General features: G+C 63.7%; 15 protein-coding genes. 7 read left to right on the forward strand and 8 right to left on the reverse strand.

Annotated elements, in window-relative coordinates; translation table 11 throughout:
- Positions 1-79 precede the first annotated feature (79 nt).
- The 3 genes from recG to AACW18_RS00405 all read right to left on the reverse strand — a co-directional run bounded on the left by recG (position 80) and on the right by AACW18_RS00405 (position 5,199).
- A complete protein-coding gene (gene recG, locus AACW18_RS00395) occupies positions 80-2,149 on the reverse strand; it encodes an ATP-dependent DNA helicase RecG (protein ID WP_218389842.1) in 2,070 nt (689 codons plus the stop codon).
- 167 nt (positions 2,150-2,316) lie between these two features.
- A complete protein-coding gene (gene pssA / locus AACW18_RS00400; protein WP_218389843.1) occupies positions 2,317-3,666 on the reverse strand; it encodes a CDP-diacylglycerol--serine O-phosphatidyltransferase in 1,350 nt (449 codons plus the stop codon).
- A gap of 159 nt (positions 3,667-3,825) precedes the next feature.
- Positions 3,826-5,199 carry a GntP family permease gene (locus tag AACW18_RS00405; RefSeq protein WP_042652890.1) on the reverse strand — a complete coding sequence of 458 codons (1,374 nt, stop codon included), beginning with the start codon at positions 5,197-5,199 and terminating at the stop codon, positions 3,826-3,828.
- Positions 5,200-5,354: 155 nt separating this feature from the next.
- Between AACW18_RS00405 and AACW18_RS00410 the strand changes: the two genes are divergently transcribed.
- From AACW18_RS00410 to AACW18_RS00420, 3 genes are read left to right on the forward strand one after another with little or no spacing between them, the layout of a single operon-like run.
- Positions 5,355-5,864: a gluconokinase gene (locus AACW18_RS00410; protein ID WP_042652889.1), complete on the forward strand. Its 510-nt coding sequence runs from the start codon at positions 5,355-5,357 to the stop codon at positions 5,862-5,864.
- Entirely contained in the window at positions 5,861-7,657 is a 1,797-nt protein-coding gene (edd, locus tag AACW18_RS00415) for a phosphogluconate dehydratase (RefSeq protein WP_218389844.1), read from the forward strand. The genes AACW18_RS00410 and edd overlap by 4 nt, the downstream gene beginning before the upstream one ends.
- Positions 7,658-7,666: 9 nt before the next feature.
- Complete coding sequence (locus tag AACW18_RS00420) at positions 7,667-8,308, forward strand: bifunctional 4-hydroxy-2-oxoglutarate aldolase/2-dehydro-3-deoxy-phosphogluconate aldolase (protein ID WP_218389845.1); 642 nt, start codon at positions 7,667-7,669, stop codon at positions 8,306-8,308.
- Positions 8,309-8,413: 105 nt separating this feature from the next.
- On the opposite strand, the gene AACW18_RS00425 is transcribed toward AACW18_RS00420, so the two are convergent.
- Positions 8,414-9,421, reverse strand: coding sequence for a substrate-binding domain-containing protein (locus AACW18_RS00425; protein ID WP_218292537.1), 1,008 nt, complete (start codon positions 9,419-9,421; stop codon positions 8,414-8,416).
- 89 nt (positions 9,422-9,510) lie between these two features.
- Here AACW18_RS00425 and AACW18_RS00430 point away from each other — a divergent pair, with 89 nt between their 5' ends.
- Positions 9,511-10,161 (forward strand): Qnr family pentapeptide repeat protein, encoded by a 651-nt coding sequence (locus AACW18_RS00430; protein ID WP_218389846.1) that lies wholly within the window; start codon positions 9,511-9,513, stop codon positions 10,159-10,161.
- A 141-nt stretch (positions 10,162-10,302) separates the two neighbouring features.
- Here the strand turns inward: AACW18_RS00430 and AACW18_RS00435 are convergent, their stop codons facing one another.
- The gene (locus AACW18_RS00435; RefSeq protein ID WP_218389847.1) at positions 10,303-11,706 is read right to left on the reverse strand and encodes a peptidoglycan DD-metalloendopeptidase family protein; all 1,404 of its coding nucleotides are present in this window, start codon (positions 11,704-11,706) and stop codon (positions 10,303-10,305) included.
- 9 nt (positions 11,707-11,715) lie between these two features.
- Complete coding sequence (gene gpmM, locus AACW18_RS00440; protein ID WP_218329914.1) at positions 11,716-13,245, reverse strand: 2,3-bisphosphoglycerate-independent phosphoglycerate mutase; 1,530 nt, start codon at positions 13,243-13,245, stop codon at positions 11,716-11,718.
- Positions 13,246-13,592: 347 nt separating this feature from the next.
- Here gpmM and AACW18_RS00445 point away from each other — a divergent pair, with 347 nt between their 5' ends.
- Genes AACW18_RS00445 through gpsA form a run of 3 tightly spaced genes read left to right on the forward strand, consistent with a single transcriptional unit; the run spans position 13,593 to position 15,549 of the window.
- Complete coding sequence (locus AACW18_RS00445) at positions 13,593-14,024, forward strand: rhodanese-like domain-containing protein (protein ID WP_042652883.1); 432 nt, start codon at positions 13,593-13,595, stop codon at positions 14,022-14,024.
- A gap of 47 nt (positions 14,025-14,071) precedes the next feature.
- A complete protein-coding gene (gene secB / locus AACW18_RS00450) occupies positions 14,072-14,542 on the forward strand; it encodes a protein-export chaperone SecB (protein ID WP_005890810.1) in 471 nt (156 codons plus the stop codon).
- Between the two features lie 2 nt (positions 14,543-14,544).
- Positions 14,545-15,549: an NAD(P)H-dependent glycerol-3-phosphate dehydrogenase gene (gene gpsA, locus AACW18_RS00455; protein WP_218389848.1), complete on the forward strand. Its 1,005-nt coding sequence runs from the start codon at positions 14,545-14,547 to the stop codon at positions 15,547-15,549.
- A 76-nt stretch (positions 15,550-15,625) separates the two neighbouring features.
- Here gpsA and nfuA read toward each other — a convergent pair whose 3' ends face one another.
- Positions 15,626-16,204, reverse strand: a complete 579-nt coding sequence (gene nfuA, locus AACW18_RS00460) for a Fe-S biogenesis protein NfuA (protein WP_042652881.1) — start codon at positions 16,202-16,204, stop codon at positions 15,626-15,628.
- A gap of 193 nt (positions 16,205-16,397) precedes the next feature.
- Entirely contained in the window at positions 16,398-17,114 is a 717-nt protein-coding gene (locus AACW18_RS00465; RefSeq protein WP_218389849.1) for a ComF family protein, read from the reverse strand.
- Positions 17,115-17,142: the final 28 nt, after the last annotated feature.

Consider the following 17,142-nt stretch of genomic DNA (forward strand, 5'->3'; position numbering starts at 1 on the left):
CAACCTGATATGGATAATCTGTTTGCCCATGAGGAAGCCAGCAATTCATCGGCTTCCTTCTTCTGTTCTCAATGGGGTGTCAGGCGTTGGAATAGTGATCCCGTAGTCCCAGCCAGCGGCGGATCAGCGGATCGACGTGGCTAGGGTGTCTGTCCATCAGGTAGCGCGCCAGCTTCTGCACCTGGGGGATGAGCGATTGGTCCCGCACCAGATCGGCGATCTTGAGATCGGCCAAGCCGGTCTGGCGGGTGCCGAGCAACTCGCCCGGGCCGCGCAGCTCCAGATCGCGCTGGGCGATCTGGAAGCCATCGCTGGTCTCCCGCAGCACCCCGAGCCGGCTCTGGGCCGTCTTGGAGAGGGGGGCGTGATAGAGCAGCACGCAGTGGGAGGCCACAGAGCCGCGACCGACCCGGCCGCGCAGCTGGTGCAGCTGGGCCAGCCCGAGCCGCTCCGGGTTCTCGATGATCATCAGGCTGGCGTTGGGCACATCTACCCCCACCTCGATGACGGTGGTGGCGACCAGCAGCTGCAAGATGCCGGCCTTGAACTCCTCCATCACCCGTTGCTTCTCTACCGGCCGCATGCGGCCGTGCACCAGCCCGATATGCAGGCCGGGCAGCAGGTTCTGCAGCTCGGCGGCGGTGTCCTCGGCGGCCTGGCACTCCAGCACCTCGGACTCCTCGATCAGGGTGCAGACCCAGTAGGCCTGCTTGCCTTCCTCGCAGGCCAGCTTGACCCGCTCGATCACGTCGCCCCGGCGGCTGTCCGGCAGGGCGACAGTGGTGATGGGGGTACGGCCCGGCGGCAGCTCGTCGATGACAGAGGTGTCGAGATCGGCGTAGGCGGTCATCGCCAGGGTGCGGGGGATGGGGGTCGCGGTCATGATCAGCTGGTGAGGATGTACCCCCTCCCGCTCCCCTTTCTCGCGCAGGGCGAGGCGCTGGTGCACCCCGAATCTGTGTTGTTCATCGATGATCACCAGGGCGAGGCGCTGGAACACCACCTGCTCCTGGAAGATGGCGTGGGTGCCCACCACCATCTTGACGCTGCCATCGGCGATGGCGGCGAGCTGGGTTTCCCTGGCCTTGCCCTTCTGCTTGCCCGCCAACCAGCCGACCTTGATGCCGAGCGGCTCCAGCCAGTGGGCGAAGTTGATGGCATGTTGCTCGGCCAGCAGCTCGGTCGGTGCCATCAGCCCCACCTGGCAGCCGTTGCCGATGGCCTGTAGCGCCGCCAGCGCCGCCACCAGCGTCTTGCCGGAGCCCACGTCCCCCTGCACCAGCCGCATCATGGGGTAGCTGCGTTGCAGATCCTGACTGATCTCCGCCACCACCCGGCTCTGAGCCCCGGTCGGTTTGAACGGCAGGGCGCCGAGCAACTGTTTGACCAGGGTGGGGGCCGGCTTGAGGGTTCGGGCGAGCTGGGTCTGGGCCTGGGCGCGGACCTTCAGCACCGACAGATTGTGGGCCAGCAGCTCTTCCAGCACCAGCCGCTGCTGGGCCGGATGCTGGCCGCTTTCCAGCAGCGCCAGCGCCACCGAGGGGGGAGGTCTATGCAGCAGGCGAAGGGCGGCGGCGAGTTCTATCTGGTGCGGGTAGAGGCCGGCGGGCAGCAGCTCCTCCACCCCGTACAGCTCGAGCTGGGCCAGCGCCTGATCGGTGAGGCTGCGCAGGCTGAGCTGGCGCAGCCCCTCCGTGGTCGGGTAGACGGGGGTGAGTGCCTCTTCGGTCTGGCCGGCCTGCTCCTCGCCGAGCAGCTTGTACTCGGGGTGGGCCATCTCCAGCCCGTATTTGCCGGGGCGCACCTCGCCAAAGCAGCGCAGCAGGCGACCCGGGGCCAGGCTGTTCTTCTGGGCGGCGGTGAAGTTGAAGAAGCGCAGGGTCAGGCTGCCGGTGCCATCGCTGATGCGGCACACCAGCATGCGGCGGCGGCCCATCACCAGCTGGGTGTCCTGGATTTCGCCCTCGACGGCGCCGTGCAGCCCGGGCGGCAGATCGCCGATGGGCCACACCTGGGTGCGATCCTCGTAGCGCAGGGGCAGGTGGAACAGCAGATCCTGTACCGTCGCCAGCCCCAGCCGCTCGAGCTTCTCCAGCATCTTGCTGCCGACGCCCTTGAGGCTATCGAGGGAGATTTTATCCAATTTCATCAATTAGATGCCCGAAAATACTGTAAATATGTCCAGATGATAGGGGTTGTTGATGGCTCGATGCAAGCCGTGTTGCTGTGAGCCGGGTTGGGTTGCCGCATCTGAAAAAGGCCTGCCGAAAACGGGAGGCCTTTGGATGGGGGCTGATCCGGAAGCCGGATGGCGGTCTAGATGATCCGCTTGAGCAGGATATGAGCCCTGACCCTGTGGATCCGGGCCAGCAGCTTGCGCACCTGCTCGGGGTAATCCTTGATCTGCTCTATCTGGTCGAAGTGGCTGATGCGACGGGCGTGCGCCAGGATGTTGGCCCGCTCCTCGGCAAAGCGCTCGCGCAGGTGGCGGTGCGGATCGTGCACCAGCAGGCCATTCTCCAGATCCAGCGCCCAGGCGCGGGGATTGAGGTTGTTGCCGGTGAGCAGCGCCCACTCCTCGTCCACGAAGATGCCCTTGAGGTGATAGGAGTTCTTCTCGCAGCACCAGAGCATCAGGTTGAGGCGACCGGAGTCGATGTGACGCTGGTTGCGCTCGGCAAACCGGCGCAGGTTGGTCTCGTACAGGTAAGGCAGCCCACCTATGGTGGAGAATTTCTCCTCCGGCGGGATGAAGAAGTCGTTGGCTGTCTTGTCACCGACCACTATGGTCACCTTGCAGCCGCGCTTGAGCAGCGCCTCTACGTCCTTGTTCAACTCCTTGGGGGGGTTGAAATAGGGGGTGCAGATGAAGATCTCCCGCTCGGTGGCGCGCACCAGGTTGCGGATCATCCGGTTGAGCTGGTTGCCACGCTTGCCCAGCCCCGCCATGGGGGTGATGGCGACGTCCTCGGCCCCCAGCGGCGTGCTCTTGAAGCGATACTGGCTGGTGCGCAGGCTGTGCTTGAAACGCCGGATCGGCCCCTTCAGCAGCTTGGCGCTGGGGATCTCGGCCCGATCCAGTCGCTGCACCGCTTCGCTGCGCAGGAACACATCGTCCACATAGTTGACCATGCTGCGGGTCAGCTCAGGGCTGGTGATCTGGTGGTAGCGATCGAAGCGGTAGCGCTCCTGCTGGTGCAGGTAGATGTCGTTGAGGCTGGCACCCGAGTAGAGCAGGGTATCGTCGAAGATGAAGCCCTTGAGGTGCAGCACGCCGAGCAGCTCACGCCCCTTCACCGGCACGCCGTAGATGGCGATCTGGTGCTCGTGGCGGGCGGCCATCTCCTGATACATCAGGTGGTTGCCCCCCTGCTTGCCCTTGCCGATCAGGCCGCGCTGGGCGCGGTGGAAGTCGACGAAGAGCTTGATGTCGAGGGCGGGGTTGCGTTGCTTGGCGGCGTAGAGCGCGCTCAGTATCTCCCGTCCCGCCTCGTCATCCTGCAGATAGAGGGCGACGAGATAGATGCGCTGGGTCGCGCTGGCGATGAGCGAGAGGATCCTGCTTTTGAACTCTTTGGCGCTGCTGAGCACCTGGAACCGATCCGCGGGGACCGCGATCTGGGGCAGACGAGTCAGCAACTGTCGATAATGTGCCGATGAATGCATAGAGAAACCTGAAATCACGGGGTTAAGCGTTCCACTCGGGGCAATGAATAGGCGATTCTAGCAATCTAGGCGGTGAATACCCAACAAAGAATCGACGGCTCTGGGAGCCGTCCATTGAAAACGGGTCGGGAGAGGTCCCGACCCGTCTGTCTGGCGAGGTTAAAACACCACGCTGGCCATGGCCACGATGAGGAAGGCGATGGTGCCGAGCAGGGTCTCCATCACGGTCCAGGTCTTGAGGGTGGTCTTCACATCCATGTTGAGGAAGCGGCCGACCAGCCAGAAGCCGGAGTCGTTGAAGTGGGAGAGCACGGTCGCACCACCGGCGATGGCGATGACGATGAAGGTCAGGTCCAGTTCGCTCAGGCCGGGGGTGGCGGCAACCATGGGCGCCATCAGGGCCGCCGTGGTGGTGAGGGCCACGGTCGCAGAACCCTGGGCTACCCGCAGGGCGGTCGAGACCAGGAAGGCGGCCAGGATCACCGGCATGCCGGTGTCAGAGAGCACGTCCGCCAGGGCAGCACCGATGCCGCTGGCACGCAGTACGCCGCCAAACATGCCACCGGCACCCGTCACCAGGATGACGGCGCAGACGGGGGCCAGCGCATCGTTACAGAATTTCTCCAGCTGTATCTTGCCCTGTTGCTTGCTGAAGACCCAGACCGCGTAGAGCAGGGTGATCAGCAGTGCGATCGGGGTCTTGCCGACCATGCGCAGGATATTGACCCAATCAGCCCCTTTGTCGACCATCCCCATGGCACCCAGGGTGTTGAGGCCGGTATCCATGAAGATGAGTGCCAGCGGCAGCAGCAGGATGGAGATCACCTGGCCGAAGCTTGGCAGCTGGCCGGCCGGGATGGCCGCCGGGTCGGTAAAGCTCGGCGGCAGCGGCAGGTCGAACTTCTTGCCGGCCCACAGGCCATACAGATAGGCACCCAGATACCAGGTCGGGATGGCGACGAGCAGGCCGACTATGGTCAGCAGGCCGATGTTGGCGCCAAGCAGCTCACTGGCGGCAACGGGGCCGGGGTGGGGGGGCATGAAGGCGTGCATCACGGCGAAGGCGCCCGCAGATGGCAGTGCATATTTGAGCACAGAGCCACCAAACTGCTTGGCCACGCTGAAGATGATGGGCAGCATGACGATGAGGCCCGCATCGAAGAAGATGGGGAAGCCAAACAGCAGGGAGGCCACACCGAGCGCAAGAGGAGCGCGATGGGCGCCGAAGCGGCTGATCAGGGTATCGGCCAGCACCTTGGCGCCGCCCGTCATCTCCAGGATCCGGCCTATCATGGCGCCGAGACCGACCAGCAGGGCCACCCCGGCCAGGGTGCTACCGAAGCCGCCCAGCATGGTCGTTACGACCTGATCGTAGGCCACGCCGGTGGCGAGGGCCGTGACCAGGCTGACCAGCGTCAGGGCGACGAAGGCGTGGATCTTGAAGCGCATTATCAACAGCAACAACATGATAATTGCACCGCCTGCTACCGAAAGCAGGTAGGCGACATCGGGGGTATTAGCCACACCTTCCATAATTTTTCTATCCTCAAAAGTTCCAGTTATCGTCTTGCACAAATCTGTGCACCACTTCACATGTCATCACGTTACCGGTAACATGTTACCGGTAACGTGATAAGTTAGAAGTCATCTACGGTACGTTTTTTGAGAAATGGGATAGAGGTCAAACAATGGCTGGTAAGAGTATTATCGTGATGGGCGTCTCCGGCAGCGGCAAATCGTCGGTCGGGGCTCGGGTGGCTCAGGTCATCGGCGCCAAGTTTATCGACGGCGACGATCTGCACCCTCGTGCCAACATTCAGAAGATGGCGGGCGGCGCCCCACTCAACGATGAGGATCGCGCCCCCTGGCTGGAGCGGATCCGCGATGCGGCCTACAGCCTGGAACAGAAGAACGAGGTGGGGGTGATCGTCTGCTCCGCCCTCAAGCGCCACTATCGCGATCAGATCCGCGAGGGCAACGAATCGGTCAGGTTCCTGTTCCTGGATGGGGACTACGAGCTGATCCTGGCGCGGATGAAGGCCCGTCACGGTCATTTCATGCGCGAGAGCATGCTGCAGAGCCAATTCGATGCGCTGGAGCGCCCGGATGGCGAAGCTGGGGTATGTTGTATCGATATCGACGGCGGCTTCGAACAGGTTGTCGACCGCGCCGTCACCGCACTGGAGCAAGCAATATGACTCATCCCATCATCCTCGAGGTCACCGCCCGCATTCGTGCGCGCAGTGCCACCCGTCGCCAGGCCTTCCTGGCCCGCATTCAGCGTCAGGCGGAGCAGGGCAAGACCCGCGCCGCCCTGGCCTGTGGCAATCTGGCTCACGCCGTGGCCGCCTGCAGCACGGACGAGAAGGGTCGCATCCTCGATCTGACCCGCGCCAACGTCGGCATAGTCACCGCCTACAACGACATGCTGAGTGCCCATCAGCCCTATCAGGGCTACCCGGACCAGATCAAGGCGACCCTGGCCGAGCTGGGCCACAGTGCCCAGGTCGCCGGCGGGGTGCCCGCCATGTGTGACGGCGTCACCCAGGGCCAGCCCGGGATGGACATGTCGCTCTTCTCCCGGGATCTCATCGCCCAGGCCACGGCGCTGTCCCTCTCTCACAACACCTTCGACGCCACCCTGCTGCTCGGCATCTGCGACAAGATAGCGCCGGGCCAGATCATGGGGGCGCTCTCCCATGCCCACCTGCCCACCGCCTTCGTGCCGGCCGGCCCCATGGCCAGCGGCATCAGCAACGATGACAAGGTGAAGGTGCGCCAGCAGTATGCCGCCGGTCAGGTGGGCCGCGAGGCGCTGCTGGAGATGGAGTGCGGCGCCTACCATGCGCCCGGCACCTGCACCTTCTATGGCACCGCCAACACCAATCAGCTGGTGTTCGAGGCCATGGGCCTGATGCTGCCGGGATCCGCCTTCGTGCATCCCCACAGCGAGCTGCGCCACGCCCTCACCGCCGAGGCGGCGCGCCGCATCAGCGCCATGATCCCCGGCTCACCGGCCTATCGCCCCTTGAGCGAGGTGCTGGACGAGCGCTCCCTGGTCAACGGCCTGGTGGCCCTGCTCGCCTCCGGCGGCAGCACCAACCACAGCATCCACATGGTGGCGCTGGCCCGCGCCGCCGGCCTGCACCTGACCTGGGACGACCTGAGCGATCTCTCCGACGTGGTGCCGCTGTTGGTGCGCATGTACCCGAACGGCCCGGCCGATGTGAACGCCTTCGAGCAGGCCGGTGCCGTGCCCGGCCTGATGCGCCGGCTGGCACAGGAGGGGCTGATCCACATGGACGCCACCCCGACCTTCGGCGAGATGCAGGATTACCTCAGTCGCCCCCTGCTGGTGGATGGCAAGCTGACGTGGCAGCCGGTCGGCGAGAGCGGCGATGCGAGCGTGCTCTCTCCCACAGGCAGCGTGTTCCAGGCCACTGGCGGCACCAAGCTGCTGTCCGGCAATCTGGGTCGTGCCGTGGTCAAGGTCTCGGCGGTGGCCCCGGAATATCGCGTGATCGAGGCGCCGGCCAAGGTCTTCTCCTCCCAGCATGCGGTGGAGGCGGCCTACCAGGCCGGCGAACTCAATCTGGATGCGGTGATAGTGGTGCGCCACAATGGCCCCGCCGCCAACGGCATGCCGGAGCTGCACAAGCTGATGCCGGTGCTCGGCAACCTGCAGAAGGCGGGTCACAAGGTGGCGCTGGTCACCGATGGCCGCCTGTCCGGTGCCTCCGGCAAGATCCCGGCCGCCATCCACGTCACCCCTGAGGCCCTGCACGGCGGCGCCATCGGCCTGCTGCGAGACGGTGACCTGCTGCGGGTGGATGCCGAATCGGGCCGCCTGGATTGCCTGACCGATCTGACCGGCCGTACCCCGGTCGAGCCGGATCTCAGCCTGGAGCAGGAGGGCTGGGGCCGTGAACTGTTTAGCGTGATGCGTCGCGCGGTATCGAGCGCCGAGTGTGGCGCCACCATCTTTGACTGAGGATGAGCTATGCAAAACTGGAAAGTGACCCCTGCCGAGGTGTTTGCCGCCTCCCCGCTGGTGCCCGTGATGGTCATCAACGACCTGGAGCAGGCCCTGCCGATGGCACAGGCGCTGCTGGCGGGTGGCATCTCGGTGTTCGAAATCACCCTGCGCACCCCGGTGGCACTGGATGCCATCGCCCTCATCGCCAAGGCGATGCCGGAGGCCATGGTGGGGGCGGGGACTGTGCTCAACTGCGCGCAGTTCGATGCCGCCGTGGCCGCCGGTGCCCGCTTCGTCATCTCGCCGGGGATGACCCCGGCGCTGTTGGCCCACGCCGCCAAGAGCACGGCGCCGCTGATCCCCGGGGTCGCCACCGCCTCCGAGGTGATGCAGGCGCTGGAGGCGGGTTACAGCCACCTGAAGTTCTTCCCGGCCGAGGCCAACGGCGGCACCAAGGCGCTCGCGGCCATCGCCGCGCCGCTGCCGCAGGTCCGCTTCTGCCCCACCGGCGGCATAGGCCCGCACAACGTCGCCGATTACCTGGCGCTGAAATGCGTCGCCACCGTCGGCGGCTCCTGGATGCTGCCGGCCGATGCGGTCAAGAACGGCAACTGGGAAGAGGTGACTCGCCTCTCCCGCGAAGCGGTTGAATTGGTTAAACGTTAGTCACATATCGTTTAGAACAACCAGACAGGCCACCTCAGGGTGGCCTGTTTGTTTTCGCCCCTCGGCCAGTGGGAGAGGGGTCTGGGGATGGGAGAGAAGAGGCGGTCAGCCCAGACTCTCCCCTACATAGAGGGAGAAGCCCAAGTCCATGCGGCTGTCGGGTCTGGGCTGGCCGCCCAGGCGGGCCAGCAGCATGGTTGCCGCCTCACGGCCTATCTCCTCGCGCGGGGTGACTATGCTGGCCAGCTTGGGGGTCATGGCGTGGCCGATGTCGAGGGCGTTGCAGCCGGCGATGGCGATCTGCTGGGGCACGGGTATCCACCTGGCCTGGCACTGCAGCAGGGCACCGACCGCCACATCGTCGTTGGTGCAGAACAGGCCGTCCAGATCGGGGTAGCGCGCCAGCGCCTGCTCCAGCAGCTGGCCGCCCAGGGTGAAGCTGGAGGATTGTTCGGTCAGCAGGTGCTGGCCATCGAGGCCGAAATCGGCCATCGCCTGGTAGTAGCCCTCCATCCGCAGCTGGGTGCGCACATCGAGCCGTGCCCCCAGGTAGACCACCTTGCGGCGCCCCCGGCGCAGCATCTCTGTTACCATGGCCCGGGCCGCGGCCCGGTGATCCATGCCGACCACCATGTCGATGGGGTTCTGCGGCAGATCCATGGTCTCCACCACAGGGATGCCGGCGGTGGCGATCATCTTGCGGGTGCGCTCGGTGTGCAGGCTGTCGGACAGGATCAGGCCATCCACGTGGTAGGAGAGCAGGGAGGCCACCTGCTCCTCTTCCTGTTCCGGATTGTAACCGTAGTGGGCGAGCAGGGTCTGGTAACCGGCGGGGCGGGTCACCGTCTCGATGCCGTGCACCAGGGCGGAGAAGACCTGGTTGGAGAGAGAGGGGAGCAGGATGCCGATCGCCTTGCTGGTGGCGTTGGAGAGAATGTCCGGTGCCCGGTTGGGGATGTAGCCCAGCTCTTCCACCACGGCGGCGATCCGTCCCCGGGTGCCCTCGGCCACTGTGTGTGGATCGCGCAGGTAGCGGCTGACGGTCATCTTGGTGACCCCGGTCTGATCGGCGATGTCTTGCAGGGTGGGGCGGCGTTTGCGGGTGTCGTTCATCTTGGGTTCCGGCAGCAATGTTACAGGTAACATTACCTTTTTCACGCAATAAAGTCAGCATATGACGCCATCATTAGGAGAAATTTCGGATGATCAAGGGCAAGTGCTTCGAGGGGAAGCGATTCGAGCAGCAGGAAGTGGAAGGGGAGCAGTTCGCGGACTGCCGCTTCATCGACTGCAACTTCTCCTGGTTGGATCTGAGCGAGAGCCGCTTCGTCGACTGCAGCTTCTACGAACGGGAGCGCGAACTCGGCTGCTCGCTGCAGGGCTGCGATCTGCGGGAGGCCAGCTTCCTGCGCTGCGACCTGACCCTGGCGGATCTGAGCCGCAGCCAGTGCCTCGGGCTGGAGCTGCGCGACTGCCAGGCCATGGGCATCAACTTCGCCCGTGCCAGCTTCGCCAACCAGATCACCGTCAAGAGCTACTTCTGCGAGGCCCATCTGACCGGCAACAACTTCAGCTACGCCAACTTCGACGGCTGCCTGCTGGAGCGGTGCGAGCTGAGCGGCAACCGTTGGCAGGGGGCCAGCCTGCTGGGTGCCTCGCTGGCGGGATCCGATCTCAGCGGCTCCGAGTTTGGCCAGATAGACTGGCGCAGCTTCAACCTGCAGGGCTGCGATCTGCGCCAGTGCGACCTGCCCGGGCTGGATCTGCGTCTGGTCAAGCTGGACGGTGTGCAGATAAGCGAGGATCAGCAGCAGGGGCTGCTGGAGCAGATCGGCATGGTCGTCTTCCCCTGATGGCGCCAACCAGGATGGTGCGGGAAACTTCGTAAGTTTTCGTCATCGGCCAGCGAGATGGGCCAGGGCCAGAATGAAAAAAGCCTGCGGATGCAGGCTTTTTTCATGAGGCGCTCGATGGCATGTGCTCTTGAATACCAGTTAGCGCTTGGCCAACCACTTGGTCGGGTTGATGGCCTCACCCTGATAGCGGATCTCGAAGTAGAGGCCGGGTCTGTCCTGGCCGCCGCTGTCGCCGACCAGGGCCACGGGTTCGCCCTGCTCCACGCTCTGGCCAACCTGGCGCAGCAGTGACTGGTTGTGACCATAGAGGCTCATATAGCCTTTACCATGGTCTATCACCAGCAGCATGCCGAAGCCGTCAAGCCAGTCGGCGTAGACCACCTGTCCTGGCGCCACCGCCTTGACCTGGGTGCCTTCGCTGGCGCCGATCAGGGTGCCTTTCCACTTGAGCTCGGCGGTGCGAGCCGAGCCGTAGGAGATGAGGATCGGGCCCTGTACCGGCCAGCGCAGGCTGCCATTGGTGCTGAGGCCACCGTAGCCGCCGGTGCTTGCCTTGGCGCTGCTGCGGGCGGCGGCTTGCTGTTGAGTCACCTTGTTTTGTTGCTCGGTGACTTTCTGCTGTTGGGCGGCGAGCCGTTGCTGCTCGCCGGCCTTCTGCTGTTGCGCCGCGATCCGCTGTTGTTCCGCAAGCCGCTTCTGTTCGGCGGCCAGGCGTTGCGCCTCCAGGCGGCGCTGGCGCTCCTGCTCGGCCTTGATCTTGGCCAGCCGCTCCCGCTCGGCCCGCTCACGGCGTTCCTGCTCTTCCCGCTGGCGGCGCAGCTCTTCCAGCCGGGCCTTCAGGGCCTTCTCCGCCTTGACCAGCTTGGTCAGCTTCTGCTCGTCATCCTGCACCGACAGCTGCAGCTGGTTGCGCACCTTGGCACGGCTCTGCTGGCTGGCCAGCAGGCTCTGGTGGGACGCTTGCTGTTCGCTCAGCAGGGCTTGCAGTTTGCTTTCGGTCTCCTGGGTCGCCTGCTGGTTCTTGGCCAGCTTGGCGCGGGTCGCGCGCAGGGCGTCGATGGCCTCGATGCGGGCCTTGTTGAGATAGTCGAAATAGTCGAGGGCGCGGCTCAGTTTGGCCGGATCCTGCTGATTGAGCAGCAGTTTGAGGTAGTCGTGGTTGCCCGCCTGGAAGGCGCTTTCCGCCTGCTTGGCCAGCAACTGTTTCTGATGTTTGGCCTGTTGCTCCAGATCCAGCTTGTCCTGCTGCAGGTTCACCAGCTTTTGCTGGTTCTGCTTCAGCTGCAGTTTGGTCTGATCGAGCTTGGCGGCGGCGGCCGAGATGGCCTGCTCATCGGCCTTGAGCTGGGTATTGAGTTTGGCCAGCTCCTGCTTGCTGAGCTTGATTGTCTTCTGCTGTTCCTTGATCTGGGACTGCATGGTGCCGAGCTGCTGGTTGGCAGCCTGGGCCGTGCCGGCAGCGCCGATCAGGCAAAAAAACAGCGCGCCGGCCAACAGGCCGACGCGACTGGTTTTGGTTGAAATAACTTCGCATCCCCGCATGGGGCAGGATTATTTCAGAATCATCAGGGGCTTGCCAGTCATTTCCGGCGGCACAGGCAGACCCATCAGGGTCAACATGGTCGGGGCCAGATCGGACAGTTTGCCACCTTCCAGCACCTCGGCCTTGCGACCGAAGTAGATGAGGGGAACCGGCAGATTGGTGTGGGCGGTGTGCGCCTGACCGGTCTCTTCGTCCAGCATCTTCTCGGCGTTGCCGTGGTCGGCGGTGATCAGGCATTCGCCACCCACCTCGGCCAGGGCCTCGGTGACACGACCGATGCAGTGATCGACGGCCTCACAGGCCTTGACCGCGGCATCGAACACGCCGGTGTGACCGACCATGTCGCCGTTCGGGTAGTTGCAGATGATGACGTCGTACTTGCCGCTCTTGATGGCGCCGACCAGCTTGTCGGTCAGCTCTTCGGAGCTCATCTCCGGCTGCAGATCATAGGTGGCCACTTTCGGGCTGGCGACGATCTCGCGATCCTCACCGCTGAAGCAGGACTCTTCGCCACCGTTGAAGAAGAAGGTGACGTGGGCGTACTTCTCGGTCTCGGAGATGCGCAGCTGGGTCTTGCCCTGCTTGGCCAGCCACTCACCCAGGGTGTTCACCAGGGCAGTGGGCGGGTAGGCGCAGGTGGTTTTGATGTCGGCGGCGTATTCGGTCAGCATCACGAAGTTCAGCGCAGGGGTGACGGCACGGGCGAAGCCGGTGAAGTCGCTGTCGACGAAGGCGCGGGTGATCTCGCGGGCACGGTCGGCACGGAAGTTCATGAAGATCAACGCATCGCCATCCTGCATGGGGGCGGCGGCACCGATGCGGGTGGCCTTGACGAATTCATCGTTCTCGTCGCGGGCATAGGCGGCGGCCAGGGCTTCGCTGGCGCTGTCGGCGGTGAACTCGCCCTTGCCCTGAGTCATCAGGTCATAGGCTTGCTGCACGCGGTCCCAACGGTTGTCACGGTCCATGGCGAAGTAGCGGCCGATCATGGAGGCGAAGCGACCCTTGCCCAGACGGGCAAACAGGGCATCGAACTGCTCGATGGAGGACTGGGCGGAGCGCGGCGGCACGTCGCGGCCATCCAGGAAGGCGTGGAAGTAGATCTGCTCGGCGCCACGCTTGGCGGCCATCTCGATCATGCCCATGATGTGCTCTTCATGGCTGTGTACGCCACCCGGTGACATCAGACCCATGATGTGCACGGCCTTGCCGTTGGTCACGGCGCCGTCAACAGCCTTGGCCAGCTCGACGTTCTGGAAGAAGTCGCCGTCCTTGATCTCCTTGGAGATGCGGGTCAGCTCCTGATACACGATACGACCGGCACCTATGTTGACGTGGCCCACTTCGGAGTTGCCCATCTGACCATCCGGCAGACCCACATCCAGGCCGGAGCCGGAGATCAGGGTGCTGGTGTAATCATGGGCGAGACGGTCGAGGTTGGGGGTCTTGGCGGCAGCGACGGCGTTGTGCTCTTGCTTGGTGCTGTAGCCCCAACCGTCCATGATGACCAGAACCAAAGGTTTCTTAGCTGTTGACATAAGGCTATGTCCTCTCGGATAGGAATGAATTGCAGGAAGTGAAACTAGCGTAATATTACTACATCTGCCGAAATAGTCACCTGATAGCCAAGCCCCTCTGTGGCCTGGTTTTTTTGCTGTTATCGGCCCGTTTTCGGCATGTTGCCGGCTTGTCTGCCAACCTCGTCATCGTCTTTACAACCGCTTTTGCATGCCCGCCAGACCCGCATCTATAGCCGCTCTTCATGGGGGCAACCCGCGCTCAACCCCTGATGGGAGCTTGCTCTCGCTTTGCCGCCAAGATGGCTGATCTTATCGGGGGCCCCATGTATACTCGGGCCCTTGTCTTGGTCCCTGGATAGTAGAAGATGCAAGAGTATTTGGATTTTGCGGCCCGCAACCCGCTGCTGGCAGCAGCCTGGTTCGGCCTGGCAGGCACCCTGGTGTACACCACGGTGCGTGCTCGTTTTTCTCCGGTGAAGGCGGTGAACAACCACACCGCCACCCTGCTGATCAACCGTGAAAGTGCCACAGTGGTGGACATTCGCAGTCAGGAAGAGTTTGCCAAGGGCCACCTGGCCGGCGCTCATCACCTGCCCCTCACCCAGATCCAGGCCAATAATCTGGGTCCGGTTGAAAAGCATAAAGATGCCCCCATCATAGTGGTGTGCGAGTCGGGGATGACCGCTGGTGGCGCGGGTCGCCTACTGAGCAAGGCCGGTTTCAAGCAGGTGTATACGCTCAGCGGTGGCATGGCCCAATGGCGTGCAGAGAATCTGCCGGTAACCAAAAAACGCTGATTTAAGGGCCTGCGCCCACTCATTTTCTTAAAAAGGAATCAAACGAAATGGCTGACGAAATCAACAACCAGGAAGTGCAACCGGAATTCCACATCCAGCGTGTCTACACCAAGGATGTCTCCTTCGAAGCGCCGAACACTCCGCACATCTTCCAGAAAGAGTGGCAGCCGGACGTCAAGCTGGACATGGACACCAAGACCAGCGTGCTGGCCGACGGCGTGTACGAGGTCGTGCTGACCCTGACCGTGACCTGCAAGCTGGAAACCGAGACCGCCTTCCTGTGTGAAGTGCAGCAGGCCGGTATCTTCTCCATCGGTAACCTGCCGGAGCCGCAGCTGGCTCACTGCCTGGCCGCCTTCTGCCCCAACATCCTGTTCCCCTATGCCCGCGAAGCCGTGGCTAACCTGGTGAGCAAGGGTTCCTTCCCGCAGCTGAACCTGGCACCGGTTAACTTCGATGCCCTGTTTGCCCAGCACATGGCGCAGGCACAGGCCCAGCAGGCGACTGCGGAAGCCTGATAATGGCCGACCAGATCGCTATCTCGGTCTTGGGGGCGGGGTCTTACGGCTCCGCCCTTGCCATTTCTCTGGCGCGCAACGGTCATCCGACCCTGCTGTGGGGTCACGACCCCGCTCATGTCGCCGTGCTGGAACAAGATCGCTGCAACAAGGCTTTCCTGCCGGATGTCCCTTTCCCCGCCGATCTGCAGCTGACTGCCGACTTGCAGCAGGCGGTGCAAGCCGCCCCCGTGCTGCTGCTGGTGGTACCGAGCCATGTGTTCGGTCAGGTGCTGGCCCGGGTCAAGCCCTTCCTGCGCCCCGATACCCGTATCGCCTGGGCCACCAAGGGGCTGGAGCCGGACAGTGGCCGGCTGCTGCAGGACGTGGCCCGCGAGGTGCTGGGTGAGGATATCCCGCTGGCGGTGATCTCAGGCCCGACCTTCGCCAGGGAGCTGGCCGCCGGGTTGCCGACCGCCATCTCGGTGGCGTCGACCCACGACGACTTCGCCGACGATCTCTCGCTGCTGCTGCACTGTGGCCGTTCGTTCCGGGTCTATACCAACCCGGACTTCATCGGCCTGCAGCTGGGCGGGGCGGTCAAGAACGTCATCGCCATCGGTGCCGGCCTCTCCGACGGCTTGGGTTTTGGCGCCAACGCCAGGACAGCGCTCATCACCCGGGGTCTGGTGGAGATGCAGCGCCTCGGCGCCGCCCTCGGTGCCGATGCCAAGACCTTCATGGGGATGGCGGGGCTCGGGGATCTGGTGCTGACCTGCACCGACAACCAGTCCCGCAACCGCCGCTTCGGACTGGCGCTCGGGGCCGGCAAGACGGTGGAGACCGCCATGACCGAGATCGGCCAGGTGGTGGAAGGCTATCGCAACACCAAGGAGGTGCATCTGCTGGCGGCCCGCTGCGGCGTCGAGATGCCCATCTGCGAACAGATCTTTCAGGTGCTCTATCAGGACAAGAACCCGAAAGAAGCCGCCATCGCCCTGCTCAGCCGGGACAAGCGCGACGAGTGACCCTGTTCGGCTCGCCGGATAGCAAAAGGCCCCGCCAGGATCTGGCGGGGCCTTTTTCATGAGCGGGCAGGGCCGATCAATAGTAGGAGTGATCACCACGCTGATGCTCGGTGGCATCTTTCACGCCGTTGAGCTCGCCCGGGAATTTCTCCAGCAGTTGCTTCTCGATCCCCTCTTTTAGGGTGTAATCCACCTGTGAGCAGCCGTTGCAACCACCACCGAACTGCAAAATCGCCAGCTTGTCGTCGGTGATGTCAATCAAGGTCACCTTGCCACCGTGACCGGCCAGCATGGGGTTCACCTCTGACATCAGCACGTATTCGATGCGATCGGCCAGGGGGGCATCGTCGGCGACCTTGCGCATCTTGGCATTCGGCGCCTTGAGGGTGAGCTGGGAGCCCATCTGATCGGTGACGAAATCTATGGTGGCATCCACCAGATAAGGGGAGCTCAGGGGATCGACCAGGCAGTCGAAGCCGCTGAAAGGCAGGTGTTGATCTTCCGGGTCCACCGCATCCGGTGGGCAATAAGAGACGCCGCACTCGGCGTTCTGGGTTCCCGGATTGACCACAAACACCCGGATATTGGTGCCATCAGGCTGATTTTCCAGCAGCTTGCGGAAATGCGCCTGGGCGGTGTCGGAAATGCTGATCATCACTATCCTCATAAACCTGAGTGTACGACTAGGGTATTCATGATAACTCTCTTGGCAGGGCTTGGGTAGCATGGCAGTAGTTGCTTGCTGTGCTTAATGCCGCGACAGAGAGCGGCAAAGTGCCCACTCCGTTGCTCCTTCATTGTGTGGTTATAAAAATGAGCAGCCGAGTGGAGCCTGCTCAGTAGGGGCGTCATTTCAGGTGCTTCAGGGTGCGGCAGATTGCCCAGACTTCTACCCGCTGGACGCCGCTCTCGTGGAGCAAGCGGGTGAGCTGGCCGGCGGTGGCGCCCGTGGTGACCACATCGTCGAGCAGTGCCACGTGGCGATAGTGGTGGGCTCGGATCTGAAAGGCGCCGCGCAGGTTGCGCCGACGTTGGCCGGCACTCAGCCTGGTCTGCTGCGGGGTGGCCTTGGCTCGGCGCAGCAGCCCGCTGTCGCAGGGGATGCCGGTGATCTCGGCGAGGGCGTCGGCGATCTCCTGCGCCTGATTGAAGCCGCGCCACCAGTGTCGCCACCAGTGCAGCGGCACCGGAATGATGACCTCGGGCGGCTGCGCGAGATCCAGATGGTCTGCCAGCAGCCGTGCCAGGGGGGACGCCAGCAGGATCTGGCCCGAGTACTTGAGGCGGGGAATGAGCAGGGGGTAGGGCGGCAGGTAGTCGCCGATCACCTGCAATCGCTGCCAGGGCGGTGGCCGGCGCTGGCAGCGGCCGCAGAGGATCCCTTCGGCCGGCAGCGGGGATGCGCACAGTTGGCAGCGAGGCTCCTGTTGTCGCAGGGCCCGCTGGCACCAGTCGCACAGCAGGGGCTGGTCGTCACAGGGCTGGCGGCAGAGCAGACAGAGCCCCAGCCAGTCGGCCCGACTGCCTAGGATCGGACTTGCTTTGGCGAGCAGCCGCTTTAACATGCAGGCACCAAGCGGATAAACAGGGATC

It is taken from the genome of Aeromonas sp. sia0103 (genome assembly GCF_963895295.1).
GTDB lineage: Bacteria > Pseudomonadota > Gammaproteobacteria > Enterobacterales > Aeromonadaceae > Aeromonas > Aeromonas encheleia.

Excerpts from the sequence above, each read along its gene's own strand:
- AACW18_RS00445 (WP_042652883.1), top strand. The coding sequence starts at position 13,593 with ATGCAAGAGTATTTGGATTTTGCGGCCCGCAACCCGCTGCTGGCAGCA.
- AACW18_RS00420 (WP_218389845.1), top strand. The coding sequence starts at position 7,667 with ATGCAAAACTGGAAAGTGACCCCTGCCGAGGTGTTTGCCGCCTCCCCG.
- AACW18_RS00405 (WP_042652890.1), bottom strand. The coding sequence starts at position 5,199 with ATGGAAGGTGTGGCTAATACCCCCGATGTCGCCTACCTGCTTTCGGTA.
- AACW18_RS00435 (WP_218389847.1), bottom strand. The coding sequence starts at position 11,706 with ATGCGGGGATGCGAAGTTATTTCAACCAAAACCAGTCGCGTCGGCCTG.
- pssA (WP_218389843.1), bottom strand. The coding sequence starts at position 3,666 with ATGCATTCATCGGCACATTATCGACAGTTGCTGACTCGTCTGCCCCAG.
- edd (WP_218389844.1), top strand. The coding sequence starts at position 5,861 with ATGACTCATCCCATCATCCTCGAGGTCACCGCCCGCATTCGTGCGCGC.
- recG (WP_218389842.1), bottom strand. The coding sequence starts at position 2,149 with ATGAAATTGGATAAAATCTCCCTCGATAGCCTCAAGGGCGTCGGCAGC.
- AACW18_RS00430 (WP_218389846.1), top strand. The coding sequence starts at position 9,511 with ATGATCAAGGGCAAGTGCTTCGAGGGGAAGCGATTCGAGCAGCAGGAA.
- AACW18_RS00410 (WP_042652889.1), top strand. The coding sequence starts at position 5,355 with ATGGCTGGTAAGAGTATTATCGTGATGGGCGTCTCCGGCAGCGGCAAA.
- secB (WP_005890810.1), top strand. The coding sequence starts at position 14,072 with ATGGCTGACGAAATCAACAACCAGGAAGTGCAACCGGAATTCCACATC.
- gpsA (WP_218389848.1), top strand. The coding sequence starts at position 14,545 with ATGGCCGACCAGATCGCTATCTCGGTCTTGGGGGCGGGGTCTTACGGC.
- AACW18_RS00425 (WP_218292537.1), bottom strand. The coding sequence starts at position 9,421 with ATGAACGACACCCGCAAACGCCGCCCCACCCTGCAAGACATCGCCGAT.
- AACW18_RS00465 (WP_218389849.1), bottom strand. The coding sequence starts at position 17,114 with ATGTTAAAGCGGCTGCTCGCCAAAGCAAGTCCGATCCTAGGCAGTCGG.
- nfuA (WP_042652881.1), bottom strand. The coding sequence starts at position 16,204 with ATGATCAGCATTTCCGACACCGCCCAGGCGCATTTCCGCAAGCTGCTG.
- gpmM (WP_218329914.1), bottom strand. The coding sequence starts at position 13,245 with ATGTCAACAGCTAAGAAACCTTTGGTTCTGGTCATCATGGACGGTTGG.